The following is a 13882-nucleotide window of genomic DNA, read 5'->3' on the forward strand; positions in this document are numbered from 1 at the left end:
CGGATGCGGGGAGCACCGCGGCTTGCCATAGTCCACGGTCCCTTTGAGTGGATCATCCCCGCGGATGCGGGGAGCACCTGTATTTGACATTCATGGTTTGTATGTTATGAGGATCATCCCCGCGGATGCGGGGAGCACATACTGCCGACCGGATCAAAGCCTATGCGGACAGGATCATCCCCGCGGATGCGGGGAGCACTTGGCATCCCTGATCAGGCACATGATTCCATCGGGATCATCCCCGCGGATGCGGGGAGCACACTTAAAGATCCTTGCTATCCCAACAATATGATAGACAAGATCTCTGATTTTTAATCAGTTTGCATTTCGAACCCCCTCTATTTCCCCTTTCGGCCACCGCAATTCAGACCATCAACACTGTGCTCCTTGGCCATGCACTTACCAGCAACCAGTGCTTGGCCCTCAACGGCAAAGCTCATCTGAAAAGTGCGGGTCCGGTTGTATTCAGCTGGAACGCGAGCGCCGGAACCTTGCCGCCCGTCTGTACTTGCTGGCATTGCTCCAACCGGTCCGACGGTATCGGTTTCCGCCACCTGCAGATTTGCCGTCGCCGCCATCAGCAGGCTTTTCCATAAGAGCCAATCCTTCACAGTCAACTGGGTTCCAATCCGAGCGATGCACCTTGAAGCTCAAATGCTGCTCATTGCGGGCGGAATAGACCATAATGGCCTTGCCTGTTCGGATCTGCCCTGTGATGCGTTCCCAAAGTCGATCCCGGACCCTAGCGGTGACGTGGCCCACGAAAACCCCAGATGCTATTTCTAGGAGCCATCGAGTCAAATCCCCACGCAGGCCCACAGGGCATGCCGTCAAAACGACGACCACCATCAGTTCATCCCCTCCTCTTCATCTGCATAGGATCTCCCAGCTGGAACCGCACCAACCTTCTCATCCCAAAGCTCCAAGGTCTCGCCATCTTCATCAGAAGACGAAGAGACAGGCGCTCCAAGCAGTCGTGGAATGTCACGAGCCATCCGTCGCATAAGCGAGAGGTCATAGACAGCATCACGCATGGCATGACGGGTGGCCGATCCGATGTCGTCGGGCTGTTTTGCAGCAGTCTTGAAGGCTACAGGAATCGAGATTTCGGCCTTGTACAGATCAGCCACATCATAGACAAAAGAGCGCTCATGGCCCACATGAACGAACCCTAGGCCTGGCGAGCACCCAAGGGCCACAATCACCGAGTGAGCGATTCCGTACAAGCAGGTATGAGCAGCCGACAGGGCCTTGTTGATCTCGTTGCCGACATCGAAATCCTCATGATCATAGGTTCGCTTGTCCCACGGGACACCAGTCAGTTCCGACCAGTGACGGTAGACCTGTCGGATTCGAGCGCCTTCACGCCCACGCAGCTGCTGCATAGTACAAGAGCTGACATCTTCGTTGAGGAAGCGCATCTGGTACATAGCCCTCGCCACAGCCAACCGCTTGCGGGTGTTGGAGACCAGCGCCGCCTGCCTTTGCAGAAGGGCTGCCGAATGCGTCAGAGGACGACCGAACGCGTACATCCTCACACCGCGCTCCCCCACCCATACCACGCTGGCACCGTTGTCACCAATAACCACCATGGCCTGATGACTGACGGTGGTGCCAGGACCCAGCATGAGCACACCCAGATTGGCGGCAGGCAGCCGTATAGTCCCGGTATCCCTGGTGACCGCGATGGCATTGTCCTCGCGAGTGATAACACAGTGCTCAAAATAAGCGAACGAGAGCCTATCCTCGGCCCGCACGAGATCACCCAATTCAGGAGGGGGACTGCCGGGAATCTCGGTTCTCCCGGCAGACCCCATGGACTGGTCCCTAGTCATCGGATCGGAGCCACCGTCAGCAGTCCGCAGCCGAAGCTCTTGGCCCTGCCGATGCCCTGCCGCAGGCAACGTTGAAAAGCTTGAGCATCAATTACACGGAGCTGTCCATCGAATTGGGCTGTGACCAAGGTGACCTTGCTGTTCCCGTGAGCGAACTGCTCTTTGCGGCGCTCGGAAACAAGGCAGGACGGCCCATGACTCTCATCCGAGCTGCCCAAGAGGGCGAATCCGTTGCGTTCACTGCGCTTCTCCAGCCAAGACAGCTGATAATCCGCAGTGACATGCCCCATCACCTTGCCGACTACTGCATGATCGGACCGTCGCCCCTTGTCCATATGAACCTGTCTGGCAGGATTGGCCCGAAGTCTGAAGGCCCACTCCTGCCCCTTGGCTATATGGCTGATCAGGGGCTCGTAGTCCTTCACTTCCCACTCTGCGCGGGTCGGCCAACCAGCCTGCTCAACAATATGGGTGAAGTCAGGACGCTCGGGACTCACCACATACAGCCAGGTCGAATCCCCATCACGCGAGAAATCCAATCGCCACAGAATGCGCCCCTCATCGCCACTGCGTACAGCACTCGGAGGGAAAGACTTCTCAACGGCGGCATGAAGCCGGTAAGGCGAGGCGATCAGTTGCTTGGCTGCATACCGCGCAGTGTTCAACGGCATTCTGGATATATACATGCCTGCCTCCTAGAAAAACGACATTGGATCATGATCCGGAACTGCTTTAGTCCGCCGCTCGTCAGGGCCGGGACCATCCGGATTGGGTATTCTGTATCGGCTAACAGTTCTGACCGCATATCTGCGAGCTGCACCGAAACTCAGCGGAGCATCTGCCTGTGAAGAGACAACCCCGTTGTCTTCGTCCTTGACACAGTCCGCATCACAGACGACCTCCAGTCGGCAGCCCTGATGGCGTCTCTTGTACCAGAAAGCAGCAATCCAGGGATGGGTGCGCAGAGCCTGATCCACACGGTCCTCCTGAACCAATCCAAGCGAGACCGGGTAATCCGGTGGGCAAGCTCGACGACCCAAATATAATGGCCACCGAGGATGACGCAGAGCCTGGTCCAGACCTTCCAGAAGCGCAGAATCAGCACCTAAAGCCACCAGGAATTTCGCATCGGATAAATAGTACCGATTGGTCAATGGCATGGCTTTGACATTGGCACCATGCTCTGTTTGCATGTCATTGACCAAGATGCCCGGTTGGTCGATGCGGACTCCGAAGCTTAGATGCAGCAGGTCCTCAATGTCGTCACCGCGTTGGCGCCCTTGTGCCGAAGCAAGCAGACCAATCACCGCGCTCTTGGTGGGCTCCCGTTGCGTAGTGCGAATCGTAAAACGCGAGGAGCTTCCCCAGGACTGCAAAGGACCCGACAATCGCAACAGCAGTATGCTCATGACTACTCCTGCTGACCCAGCACATGCATAGTCTCAGCATCCACCTGGCTAGTCAGATCCTTGAGACCGACAGACTCAGCCACCGGAGCCAAGTCCTGCGTCGACAAATCCGTGCTGATCGCCCAAGCGCGCACAGGCTGCTCATCATAGGCATCCTGAATCCTGCGCAGCTCCGCAACCAGCCTGCGTCCAGCGACTTGTGAGATAGGCTGATCATGCTCAGCCGCAACCGGACGTTCAAAGGCTTCCACGGCATTAATAGGCTGGCTGTCACGGAAGGCTACAATGCAGGTCTCGGGCAGAGTCCTGTTGGCGTAGGAATTCTGCTTGCCGGTCGGCATGGATCGGATGAAAGCCTCTACGAAGACCGAAGCCACTCTCGCAGTGGCCTCTGCATTGCCAATCTGCTCCTGCAAGGCATCCAAGTTTACGGTCGCGTAGCGATAGAGCGTGGATGAGTTGAAACCTACGGAGTCGATCATGGCTGCACCGGCATTGTCTGCTTCCGTGAAGTCATCGGCGGCGGTGAAATAGTCGTACTCAGGCTTAATAGCATCCACGGAGATAGCGTGAGCCACCTGAGCGCTGGCATCCGTATTCAGGTCAGGGGCATCAGCCAGCATACGGCCGAACAGGGCGATGTCAATCGCCTGCTCACCGTGGAAGACCCCCGACACTTCCTTCTTCATAGCCGAATCCGGTGCCTTGGCCAGATCCTTTCCCTGATCCATCCATTCCAGAGCAATATTGGCCAGCTTCCCGATCTCGGTGTTGCCGATGAAGATCAGGTACTGAGTGACTGGTTTGCCACTGGCCGCCCCAGCACGAGTGGAAGCGACAACCTTGACGCCAGTAGCCTGCAAAACCAAGGAGGCGTAGCTTTCAGCCTGATCTGCTGATTCGGGCCGTTGATCGACCATGGCCTTCACGATCAGCTCGACTGCGTTCTTCGTCCGCACCCCCAGCTGCTTCTTGTCCAGCAACGATTTGAAGGTCTCACGCATGGCACGCTTCCAGGCCTGGCTGGAGACACGCGAGCGCAAGACACCGCCATACTGAGCGGTCTTGGGATTGCCCGTCTCGTCACGATTGATGTTGCTCGGAGGGACGTTCTGTACTGCGTAAATATCCATAAACATGGCATATTCTCCTTAATATTTATTTTGAAAATTGGTGATCTTGTGTATGTGTATCTGCTCGATGACGAATTGTTCGAGACGACCTGTCATCATTGACCGTTCTGCTAGACCTCAGCTGTTCTATTAGCCTTTTCGCCCTCTTTCGCTTCCGCGGCCTTGTGCACGGCGTAATACTGCCGAGCCCAACGGTGAAAGACAGTGGCCCTCCGACCAGGCAGCTGCAGCAGATAAAGATCCTGGGCGAAAACCTGATAGTCCAGCTTCACATCCTGATTCCTCATCATCCTTATCAGCGAATACAGCTGATGCCGGATACCGTCGAAATCAGGAGCATCCTCCATTATTTGTAGCCTTCGAAGAACCGGGGTGGCCTTGGAACCGTCCTGGTCAGCGTCAATCATGCGGCATGCGTGGCCGAAACTGTAGCGGAAGCGCTCGGATCGCGCCTGCTGCTTATGATCAGGCATCCAGGCCATACCCTGAGATTTCGACTGCTGATGAAGCGCATACATCTGCAAGGTCGTGGCGATAGCCCGTGTTTCAGTGACGATATTGCGGTCGTTGTCGAGGGCAGGGTTTCCCAGGGTATCCTGTGGCCAATCCTCATATAGATCAAACCCGACATTCATCCACCGCACCCTGCCATCGTCAATGCCACGGCGCAGCAGAGCCAGATGAGCCCTGGCCACGCTGCTGGCCTGAACCGTGTAGGCGTACTGCAATTTCCCGATCCGATAGTTGGCATACTGCCCGACGGCCTGTTTGCGGTCGTCGACTGATAAGACATGATCGTTCGTCATAGTGGCTGTAGTCATCATTGAACCTCCTTTTCATTTGCGGTCTCGCCCTCACGCGAGGGAAAAGGACCTAGATATTTATTCAATTGGCTCAGGAATCTATCAAAGATCTGCTCAGAGGATCGGGCACCATTGGCCTTGGGCAGGAAAGACGGCGCCGGAGACTGATCGCGGTACTCACCAGCTATGTCGATCAGATTCCGATGAATGGCCTGGAACCAGTCATTCCGGTAGCCTTCGATGTCTTCTGAAGGACCGAACTCCGCAATCCGCTGTCTGAACAGCTGATCCAGAGAAGCATATGCACGTTCCTTGACGCGGGCCACTGCGGCATAGAAGCGGTCCTTCTGCGCTTTGTCGCCTGCGGATTGATTCAACTGGGCAACCATGGAGTCCAATGCCTTGACGGAATCCTCAGTACGCTCAACAACCTGAACCACCACATCCACGGCAGCAGTATCCAAATGAAGCAGTTGAAGGTTTGCATCCAGCGAATCATCAATGGCATCCGAGAAGAAGCTGTTCTGCGGACCATAGATCATGCTCTGGGTATGGATGCGAGCCATCTGCATTACTTTTCCTGACCCGGCATCATCCCGATCCCAGTTCAACAGAGTCTCAACCCATCGAATAACGCCGGGACGGGTGTCATCAGTCTGACCTGCTCCGTTGCTTCCCGCGCTGATCAAAGGTTGCAGCTGCCGCCAAATGGCCTTGTCGGAAGTGAATGTGACTGGCATGCGAGGAGCCGTTGGCAGTCCCAGTTTCTTCCGCAGGTTCTCGCTGCCGTAACGCCAGGCCGTCATAGGCTCATAAGCGTCCATGTTGTCAGCGCTGATGACATCGCCATAGCAGACGATGATGCCGACTACATGGGAACCTGAATCATCGGGCACCAGCCTCACCCTGCGTGATTGCAGAGTGAGCATGTCCACAATGCCTGTGGGTTGATAGTCAGGATTCATGTCAGGCCCGGCCGGCTTACGTTCCCAGGGCGCCAAATCACCAGGCTTGCCGAACCAGATATCATCATCCCCACGGCCTCGGGGATTGATCAAGCACCAGTTGAGCATCAGAGTGGCGAACAAGTTGTCCTGTTCCAAATAAACATTGCCCAAGGCGCCCAGCCAGCCGGTTCCCACCTTGGACTTGGGCGGATAAACCCTGTTGCGCAGAATATGGGTCTCTCCGTCCACCGGCGATTTGATGCCTGCAGGGTCATAGGCCTGGAGAAAGACCAGCCATCGGGCGGCCTCAGGCAATGTAAGCGAGTCCAGGTCGTTCTTGGCGCGCATGGAAAAGAGAAACTTCTTGGGCTTAGGCACGTCAGCCTGAAGTTCGCCAATGCTGTCATACTCTTTATCCTCGGACGAGTAGGTCAATCCCGGCGTCTGGTAAAAAGGATGCTCCGGGTTGAACAAATCGAACCGATCGTGATAGCGCTCAAGGTAATCGTCAATTACTTGAGGGTCGAACTGCCCAGTCTGCCAAAGCGTCCACCACAGCTGCAGCAAGGCCGTCGGATTATCAACCCCGATCATGGGTAGATACCGCTGAGCGTATGCCTTGTAGAGCACAGCTTCGGTCATTCTCAGTATGGGCAGGGTCTGTTGAGGCATGTCACTGGAAATTTCACGGATTCGATGGGCCTCAACCAAAAGGTCGCGCAGGGAGACCAGGTCGACACGTCCTTCCAGATAGGTAACCCTGATCCAAGGCTGGTCTAAGAGATTGAACGACGGCCGACCTCTGCCGGTCGCTCCAATATCATTCATTATCATTGTCCTTTCTACTTGTTTGGTTATTCATAAGTGGAAAATGCCTGCAACTAGCGAAGCATTGCGCATTCAGCTCTCCCCGCCTTTGTCGGCTTTCACACAAGTCAGCCCATCCTCTCGGGTGTATCCGATAAGGAAGCCGTGCAGAGTGGTGACGAATCTGCGGCGATCCGAATCGGATTGCTCCTCATCCAAAACCAGCGGCAAACAGCCATCCAGCCAAGAAGATTGATGCCATGCATCAACGCAATCACCAGCTCGAATCTCGAGTTCATTGATCAGAGCATCAATATCATGACAGATGCGATCAGGCAGATTTACCGCACAACGCAACACCACTTGCGCCAGATGGTTCTCAGGTTCGGTTTTTGTGGGCACAGGAGCCCCGCAAGGTACTGTATCGCCTCCGATCCATGGCAGAAGCGCATACTCATCACCACACCGGCGCAACAGCACCACCTCCACCGAATCATGAGTATCTCTGACGGCCTGTCTGGCTTTGGCTTCCGATCTGGCGTCCACAGTGCTTGTGAATAGGTCCACCAAGGTGTGAGACTGGCGCAGAAGATGCGCCGAATCTTTCATCAAATAGACTTGGGCCTTATCGATCTCTTCCGCATCCTTTTCGGCACGCTTGTGCGCATCCAGCCGATACCGTTCTTGCCAGGCTTTGGGTATCAGCTGTGCAACTGCATCAGAATCATAAGCCGTGCGGACCAGCGGAGCGATGTCATCAGGAAGCCGCAGCAAGCGGTGGGCACCGTCTCCTTGCAGACAAAGCACAGCAAGGGCTTCAAGCAAGGACGCCGGCGGATAGACACTGTCTACATAGTCAGGAAATACCGGACCATCTGCGTTCCAGGAGGCTATGCCCCGCAAATAGCAGAAGGCTTTTCGCAGACCAGCCGGACGGTCGCTCTCACCTTGGCCACGGCGATGTCGATGCAGACGACCCATGCGCTGCAACAACAAATCGACCGGAGCTATATCGGTGACCATAAGGTCGAAGTCGATATCCAGGGACTGCTCCAGAACCTGCGTGCCCACGACAATCAGCCGGTGAGGACGTCCTCCATTGGCTGCGGTTGCATCCGAACCAAGACACGCTCGAAGTTCTCGTTCGTTGTCCATACGATCCCGGTCAATGAAGCGTGAGTGCGTCAGTCTGACCTGATCCGGGCCGAATTCATCGGACAAAGCCGCAGCAGTTTTCTGGGCACGGTCTACAGTGTCGCAGATCACAGCGGCACACCCACCTGCAGCCAGCCGCTCTTTCAGTAAGTCTGCAAGATACCCCAGATCGTCATCGATGACACGACAATCGATGTCCACCGCACGGCCTGAAGGCTGCACCGAACTAGTCCGGCAGGTCGTTCCAGACGTGTAAGTAATCAGGGGATAGGCATGCAGATCGTCAGAATTCTTCTCCTCATTAGAGAGCTGCTTGTCACCTGGCTGTGAAGACGCAGAAGTGCTATCAATATGTGGCTTGGAGTAACGATCAGTAAATGCCTCCATGCTTGCAAAACGACGCGGTGCAACCTCAGAGGACTGCTTCGTCTGACTGCCTGCTCCGCCAAGCACCGAGGCATATCCTTTAATATAAGCGTCCACCAGCTCATGTCGCAGCGATGCAGGCAGGGTTGCCGACAGGAGGATAACTGGGTTGTGGAATCCTCCCAGCCATTCCAAGGTCCGCTTGAGATATTCACGCATGTAGGTGTCGTAAGCATGACATTCATCGATGATGACAACTTTGTTGGCTAGTGCCAGCTGTCGCAGACTGACGTGTTTCATCTGCAATGCGGCCATGAGCACCTGATCGATAGTGCAAATCAGGAAGTTAGCCAACACCCCCTTCTTCCTACCTCGCAGCCAGTCATTCACCACTGCCTCGGGATAAGCAGCCTTTTGGATACCAGAACCCTGCGGGACATCTTCATCGAAGACTGATGAGGTGGCCGAACCCTTATCTGAAGCCACCATTGACATGAATTCCCTGTTGAGGGCAGCTTTGCCATGTCTGAGTGAGGTGGATTTCTCAGAGCGTCCTTCCGGCTGAGGTAATCTATCGATCCAGCTCTTGCAACGCGAGAACATGGCATCGGTGGTAGCCATTGTTGGCAGGGCCACGCAGACTCCTCCCCTGCCTTTTCGTTCCGCCAGGATTTCCGCACACGCCAGGGCTGCTTCGGTCTTGCCTTCGCCCATGGGCGCTTCGATGACCATAATGCCCGGGTCCGGGGTCGTTTCTGCTAGACGTACAGCCTGCTCCTGGACTGGCCGGGGCTTCGCGCACGTCGGCAGATCGAACCTGGAGGCGAAGCGCTCCCCTATGCTGAGCCGCTCATGAATCGGCTGCCACTTCGGAGACAGGCCGAGGTTACGCCATCCGCGCTCCTGTCGAGCCCTAAGACCTGCTCGTGTACGTACTGAATTCATTCGGTTCCAGGTCTGCTCGTCATAAATCGGGGGGTTGAGCGGCACCAAGGGAAAAAGATCGTCGTCGCTGTTGCTGGCAATCCAGTCGGCCATAATGACCAGCCCCTCCAACACCGATTCGGCGTATATGTTCAGCCGCTTCCCACTCAATCGAGCGAAGTCATCGTCATTGAGTTCACACTGTTGGGCCACGAATTCAATTAATTCGCGCTGGGCTTTAGTCCAGTCCTCATAACCCCGAGCGGTACCCATGCGCACATCCATATCGGACTTGCTCAGGGCCTGACGGGTAGGAGGCTGACCATGATGCCCTCCAACAATACAAGCATAGGATTCGGCCACTGGCTTGCTCCAATGTTGTACCTGAGTCAGGTAAGACTCCAGAATCCGTTGGCCCGCTATAGGATGCGTAGGGTAATTCGTATCCGTAATTGGAACATCAGGGAACCGCAGACCAGCCTGCTTGGGCTTCCATTGCAAGGAAAGGTTCTGCATCCCTGGTGCATGTGTCAGCGGCTTGCTTTGGAAAACCGGGGTTGCCTTGCCGATATCATGGACACCGGTGATAAACATGCAGACTTTGCGAGCCAGCTCCGGGTCGCCAACATCGCGGATGATGATCTCTCGAGTACCCCTAGGCACCCAGTCGCGCCATAAATACCCAGCCACTGCAGCGGAATCACTCAGATGCGTGAAATCTCCCTGCCAATCATTCTCGTCACGCAGATTCGTTTTACCCCACAAGGACATGGCTTTAGCGTTCAGACCCAAGTCTGTTGGTATCGCTCCGCTCATTGTTCCCTCTTTTTCAGCCCAGCAATCTCGCCAATTGAGCAACTCCGTTGTAATCGCATTACCAACATAACACAGAGAAACAAAAATTACCGATTTTTATTATATCTTAATATCACAAGTTAATCTATTTGCCCTGATTATTCAGGGAACACATAAAATCCTAATGACACAAGGGATCATCCCCACCAATGCGGGGAACACGCCTTAAGGAGAGGCTGTATGTAGTCTACACGGTAGCCGTGGTCAATCCTTGGAGCCGTGCATGCCCTACACGCCGCCGACCAGGTGTGAAACCTTGAACATCCGAAACAACTTTAACGAGATCAAAGCATCATCCATCTGCCAAAACTACTGCCTTGGACTGCTGCTTTAGATAGACTAACGAGCTAGCTGGGAATTCATCAAAAGCCCCTTTGCCTTAGCCCAGCTTCAGGCACACCTGCACAGAAGCACAACCGCCGAGGCAACCGGCCCATCATGGCTTAGAGCAATATGCCAGCACAACTGAACCCAGTCGACCTGGCTACCGGTCGAAGGCAGGGAGTCATGGAGCCTGGCTTCTACTGAGGACTCTAGGTGGATGCCCGGCCGCCCCCTACCGTCGTCAAGAATCTCCACCCCGCTCCAGGGAAAATCATCCAGACCATAGGGCGAGGGCTCAGGTCCCAGCGCCTGAGACCAGGCCTTGAGCACCGACTCCTTGCCAGCCCAGCGCACTGCCAAGTGGGTCGATGGGTCGTCATGCTTGAGCAGGGCCTGCTGCTCAGCCTGCCGCCGCTCCCGTGCCGAGAACAAGCTTGTCATACGCGTGCCTGGCATAGCCAGCTGCCGGCCGAACTCCTTCAGGTCGACCAAATCATGTCCCAACCCCAGCACCTGTCCAAACACGGGATCTTCCATAGGCCCGAGTATGCCCCTCATCGGCCCCTGCAGCAAATCATCCGATCGGAACTCGGAGACCAATCTATGGCCCTAATTAATGATCACTGCGATTTTGCACAAATAGACCTAGGAAGGAAACTACAAGGGTCAAGGAAGTTGGCAAGAATGGAAGGCATAAATGAGAATAGATAGAGTGAGGGACTGCCATATCTCATGGAGTATAGACGGTGCCCTTCCATCCATTACGTAAGGAGGAACTTGTACCAACGCCTTCTTCCTCGCAATTGAAGAACACCGTCCCAGTCATCTCAGGAACAACTGCATTCCAGGTCTGATAACCTGGTAATGGCTTGGGGCGGACAGGATGTGAGAAGCTTTCTCCAACTCTCATCTTGCTAGATTGCTCGCCTGGTCGAATCTAATCACTTTGTCTTGGCTCAGATACCAGTTCTTCCGCGGGACGAGTAGAGCGCATCCTTTCCGCCGTCCAGTATCCTACCGCGTCAATGCCTTGAGGTGACGATCGTGGAGAAGAAATGTCAGAGCATCCATTGGGACTGGCTGGTCCGCTACAGTGTCTCCCAGTGCAGGCTGCACAGATACTTCAGCTGTGGAGACTATGAAACCCAGCAGCATTGCGCTCAAGAACATCATGAAGGTTCTACGGTTAATGATTGTTCCGTCATGGGACTCATCCTTGGGTAGCACACTCAGATCTTCTCTGATTTTAACATGTTAGCAACGACTCTAGGAGAGGCTTAGTCAGCGGCTATCTATTTGATATCGATATCCTGTTGCATAACCGGGCATGCCCAGGGCACTGGATCTCTACAACCTGCTTGGAGGTCAGCGGGCGAGGGCAGCCGTACACAAAAACCAAATCAAATGAGACATTGACCTATGCCTTTCGAGATGCCGTTTCTCCTTATCCGGATCTTATGCTGTGGTCAAAAGCCACTTATACTGGGATGCTCGCCATACCAAAGAGGGTTTCGAGCCGATGCTGTATGGCGGGGAAGAAGAACGACAAGCACGCCCGGCATTAGGACAGTAAGGAGGCCGAAGGTGTAGAACTTGGCCAATACACCACCAGTCAAGTCTGGCAATCTCTATAGCCAGTCCATCACCAGATTTATACTTCTTCAACGCATCTCCTTGTGAAGCAGCCATAATTTCATACTCGTTAGTGCATTCAATCCAGAACACGCACCTTATTAAGGGAACTGCGATACAGGCTAACCTAAAATCTGACACGCTGACGCAGCATATTTTCCATACTTCTTCCGGCGTACACGCTAATGCCAGCTTCGACTGATCAAATCCTACGACCAAGTGGAGCGGACGAAGAGAATCGAACGCGTGTAATCAGTTTGGAAGATTGACTACATACAGCACCATACTTATTGCAAAGTGAATAATAACTCATAATAGTGGACCCTAAACGTTCTAAAATAACACTTTTCTCAACTAATACGACATGCACCACCACGCAGACCAAGGCAAAGCCACCAGCGCACTCGGCCAATACCTTAAATAAATCTTAGAGTTGTGACAGCAAAGGAAAGGGATTGACAATGGAATATAAAGCCATAATAAGTTTTTAAAAAGGTAAGGATGGATTATTAAAGGGAGCACCCAATGAGAAAGGGGCAGTTCACAGGCTTGCATATTCCGCTGCCGCATCAATAGGCTTTACTTCTTGCGTCTGACTTCTAAGTCAGCGAACCTATTCGACTTTAAAGAGCAACCCAATGCAACAGTATCCGCAATCGCTACTGTAGATCTCTTTGCTTACACTTTCTTGTTGTGCAGTATTCCCTTCCCGTATGTGAAGCCAACAAAAGGCTCGGGTAATCCCTATGGAGCAAACCCACTAAAAATCGTATTAGCATGGTTTTATCATTTTTATATTGCCTATATTCTGTGCAATTATTTAGCTTATATATTCAAAATTTTACATATAATGTTATTTTTACAGCGATGGTGTTATTCGAATCGATTACAGCAGTTTATGCCGGGTTTGATTTACTTAATCTTAACAATGTACGCTGGTTTCTACAGACCTGGTCATATAACACAATCGGCATAATGTTTATTCAGGTCGCCTTTTATCAAGTGAAAAGCATTTAACACAGCGTATTGTTGGAAAACAACTCGCTAGCAAATACCATCTTGTCATTTATCACAATAACGTATTTCGTTCAAGTCTTTAATGCACGATTCTGCAAGAAAGAAAATGACTAGCCCATAACACAAAACTGCAACCGTCCAGATTCCCTGGAGTCAAGGCTGTCCCTACTGTCTACTGGTTATTTGCTTATAGCCGTTTCTCCTTACCAATACAGAACGGAAGCCTGCCCACAAACCGAAATGTTGCAGATAGGGATCAAGCCGGCGGTAAGTGACCACTTAAATGTTGAACGACAACACAACTAGTAAGTATGATGTACAAGCAGCGCAACAGCCTATGCGTCGCGCCTATATATAGAGGGAGAAGTATTCATTGTGAAGACAACAAGAAAAGAGATCAGGAAACCGTAGAGGAACTACGACGGTGAGCCGGGAAGAAGAGCAGGATTCTAACAAACCCCTTCTTGTTTACGATTTTCATGCCCGACTGACTGATGGATCAACCAGGTTCTCTCAAACGAGTCGTCCATGAGCGCAACTGATGGCATCCTCCTTTGCAACGCTGAGCTCAAAACACCTAGTGCTCTTCCCCTGTGGCCCGAAGCAGAGCAAACAGACGTTGCTGCTATACGCGCCAACGACCGCCAATGCGGCACGGTTAGGCAGGAACATCCT

The 13882-nt window shown here is 53.4% G+C and carries 9 protein-coding genes and 1 CRISPR repeat array (1 of these 10 running past the window's edge); all 9 genes read right to left on the bottom strand.

Annotation, left to right across the window (positions count from 1 at the left end):
* A CRISPR array of direct repeats spans positions 1 to 260; the repeat unit is 28 nt; unit sequence GGATCATCCCCGCGGATGCGGGGAGCAC; it begins 6181 nt to the left of the window's first position.
* 205 nt (positions 261 to 465) lie between these two features.
* The 9 genes from cas2e to ACUIAI_RS06660 all read right to left on the bottom strand — a co-directional run bounded on the left by cas2e (position 466) and on the right by ACUIAI_RS06660 (position 11095).
* Positions 466 to 849, bottom strand: a complete 384-nt coding sequence (cas2e, locus tag ACUIAI_RS06620) for a type I-E CRISPR-associated endoribonuclease Cas2e (protein WP_445341916.1) — start codon at positions 847 to 849, stop codon at positions 466 to 468.
* Complete coding sequence (gene cas1e / locus ACUIAI_RS06625; RefSeq protein WP_445341917.1) at positions 849 to 1817, bottom strand: type I-E CRISPR-associated endonuclease Cas1e; 969 nt, start codon at positions 1815 to 1817, stop codon at positions 849 to 851. The genes cas2e and cas1e overlap by 1 nt, the downstream gene beginning before the upstream one ends.
* A 14-nt stretch (positions 1818 to 1831) precedes the next feature.
* A complete protein-coding gene (gene cas6e, locus ACUIAI_RS06630) occupies positions 1832 to 2521 on the bottom strand; it encodes a type I-E CRISPR-associated protein Cas6/Cse3/CasE (protein ID WP_445341918.1) in 690 nt (229 codons plus the stop codon).
* Positions 2522 to 2530: 9 nt separating this feature from the next.
* Positions 2531 to 3244, bottom strand: a complete 714-nt coding sequence (gene cas5e / locus ACUIAI_RS06635) for a type I-E CRISPR-associated protein Cas5/CasD (RefSeq protein WP_445341919.1) — start codon at positions 3242 to 3244, stop codon at positions 2531 to 2533.
* A 2-nt stretch (positions 3245 to 3246) separates the two neighbouring features.
* On the bottom strand, positions 3247 to 4383 hold the full coding sequence (cas7e, locus tag ACUIAI_RS06640; RefSeq protein WP_445341920.1) for a type I-E CRISPR-associated protein Cas7/Cse4/CasC: 1137 nt from the start codon (positions 4381 to 4383) through the stop codon (positions 3247 to 3249).
* A 104-nt stretch (positions 4384 to 4487) separates the two neighbouring features.
* Complete coding sequence (gene casB / locus ACUIAI_RS06645; RefSeq protein WP_445341921.1) at positions 4488 to 5201, bottom strand: type I-E CRISPR-associated protein Cse2/CasB; 714 nt, start codon at positions 5199 to 5201, stop codon at positions 4488 to 4490.
* Positions 5198 to 6955, bottom strand: a complete 1758-nt coding sequence (gene casA, locus ACUIAI_RS06650; RefSeq protein WP_445341922.1) for a type I-E CRISPR-associated protein Cse1/CasA — start codon at positions 6953 to 6955, stop codon at positions 5198 to 5200. The genes casB and casA overlap by 4 nt, the downstream gene beginning before the upstream one ends.
* A 72-nt stretch (positions 6956 to 7027) precedes the next feature.
* Complete coding sequence (cas3, locus tag ACUIAI_RS06655) at positions 7028 to 10195, bottom strand: CRISPR-associated helicase Cas3' (protein ID WP_445341923.1); 3168 nt, start codon at positions 10193 to 10195, stop codon at positions 7028 to 7030.
* A 429-nt stretch (positions 10196 to 10624) separates the two neighbouring features.
* Positions 10625 to 11095 carry a holo-ACP synthase gene (locus tag ACUIAI_RS06660; RefSeq protein WP_445341924.1) on the bottom strand — a complete coding sequence of 157 codons (471 nt, stop codon included), beginning with the start codon at positions 11093 to 11095 and terminating at the stop codon, positions 10625 to 10627.
* Positions 11096 to 13882 lie beyond the last annotated feature (2787 nt).

Source organism: Bifidobacterium sp. ESL0827, assembly GCF_052606685.1.

Excerpts from the sequence above, each read along its gene's own strand:
- cas2e (WP_445341916.1), bottom strand. The coding sequence starts at position 849 with ATGGTGGTCGTCGTTTTGACGGCATGCCCTGTGGGCCTGCGTGGGGAT.
- cas1e (WP_445341917.1), bottom strand. The coding sequence starts at position 1,817 with ATGGGGTCTGCCGGGAGAACCGAGATTCCCGGCAGTCCCCCTCCTGAA.
- cas6e (WP_445341918.1), bottom strand. The coding sequence starts at position 2,521 with ATGTATATATCCAGAATGCCGTTGAACACTGCGCGGTATGCAGCCAAG.
- cas5e (WP_445341919.1), bottom strand. The coding sequence starts at position 3,244 with ATGAGCATACTGCTGTTGCGATTGTCGGGTCCTTTGCAGTCCTGGGGA.
- cas7e (WP_445341920.1), bottom strand. The coding sequence starts at position 4,383 with ATGTTTATGGATATTTACGCAGTACAGAACGTCCCTCCGAGCAACATC.
- casB (WP_445341921.1), bottom strand. The coding sequence starts at position 5,201 with ATGATGACTACAGCCACTATGACGAACGATCATGTCTTATCAGTCGAC.
- casA (WP_445341922.1), bottom strand. The coding sequence starts at position 6,955 with ATGAATGATATTGGAGCGACCGGCAGAGGTCGGCCGTCGTTCAATCTC.
- cas3 (WP_445341923.1), bottom strand. The coding sequence starts at position 10,195 with ATGAGCGGAGCGATACCAACAGACTTGGGTCTGAACGCTAAAGCCATG.
- ACUIAI_RS06660 (WP_445341924.1), bottom strand. The coding sequence starts at position 11,095 with ATGGAAGATCCCGTGTTTGGACAGGTGCTGGGGTTGGGACATGATTTG.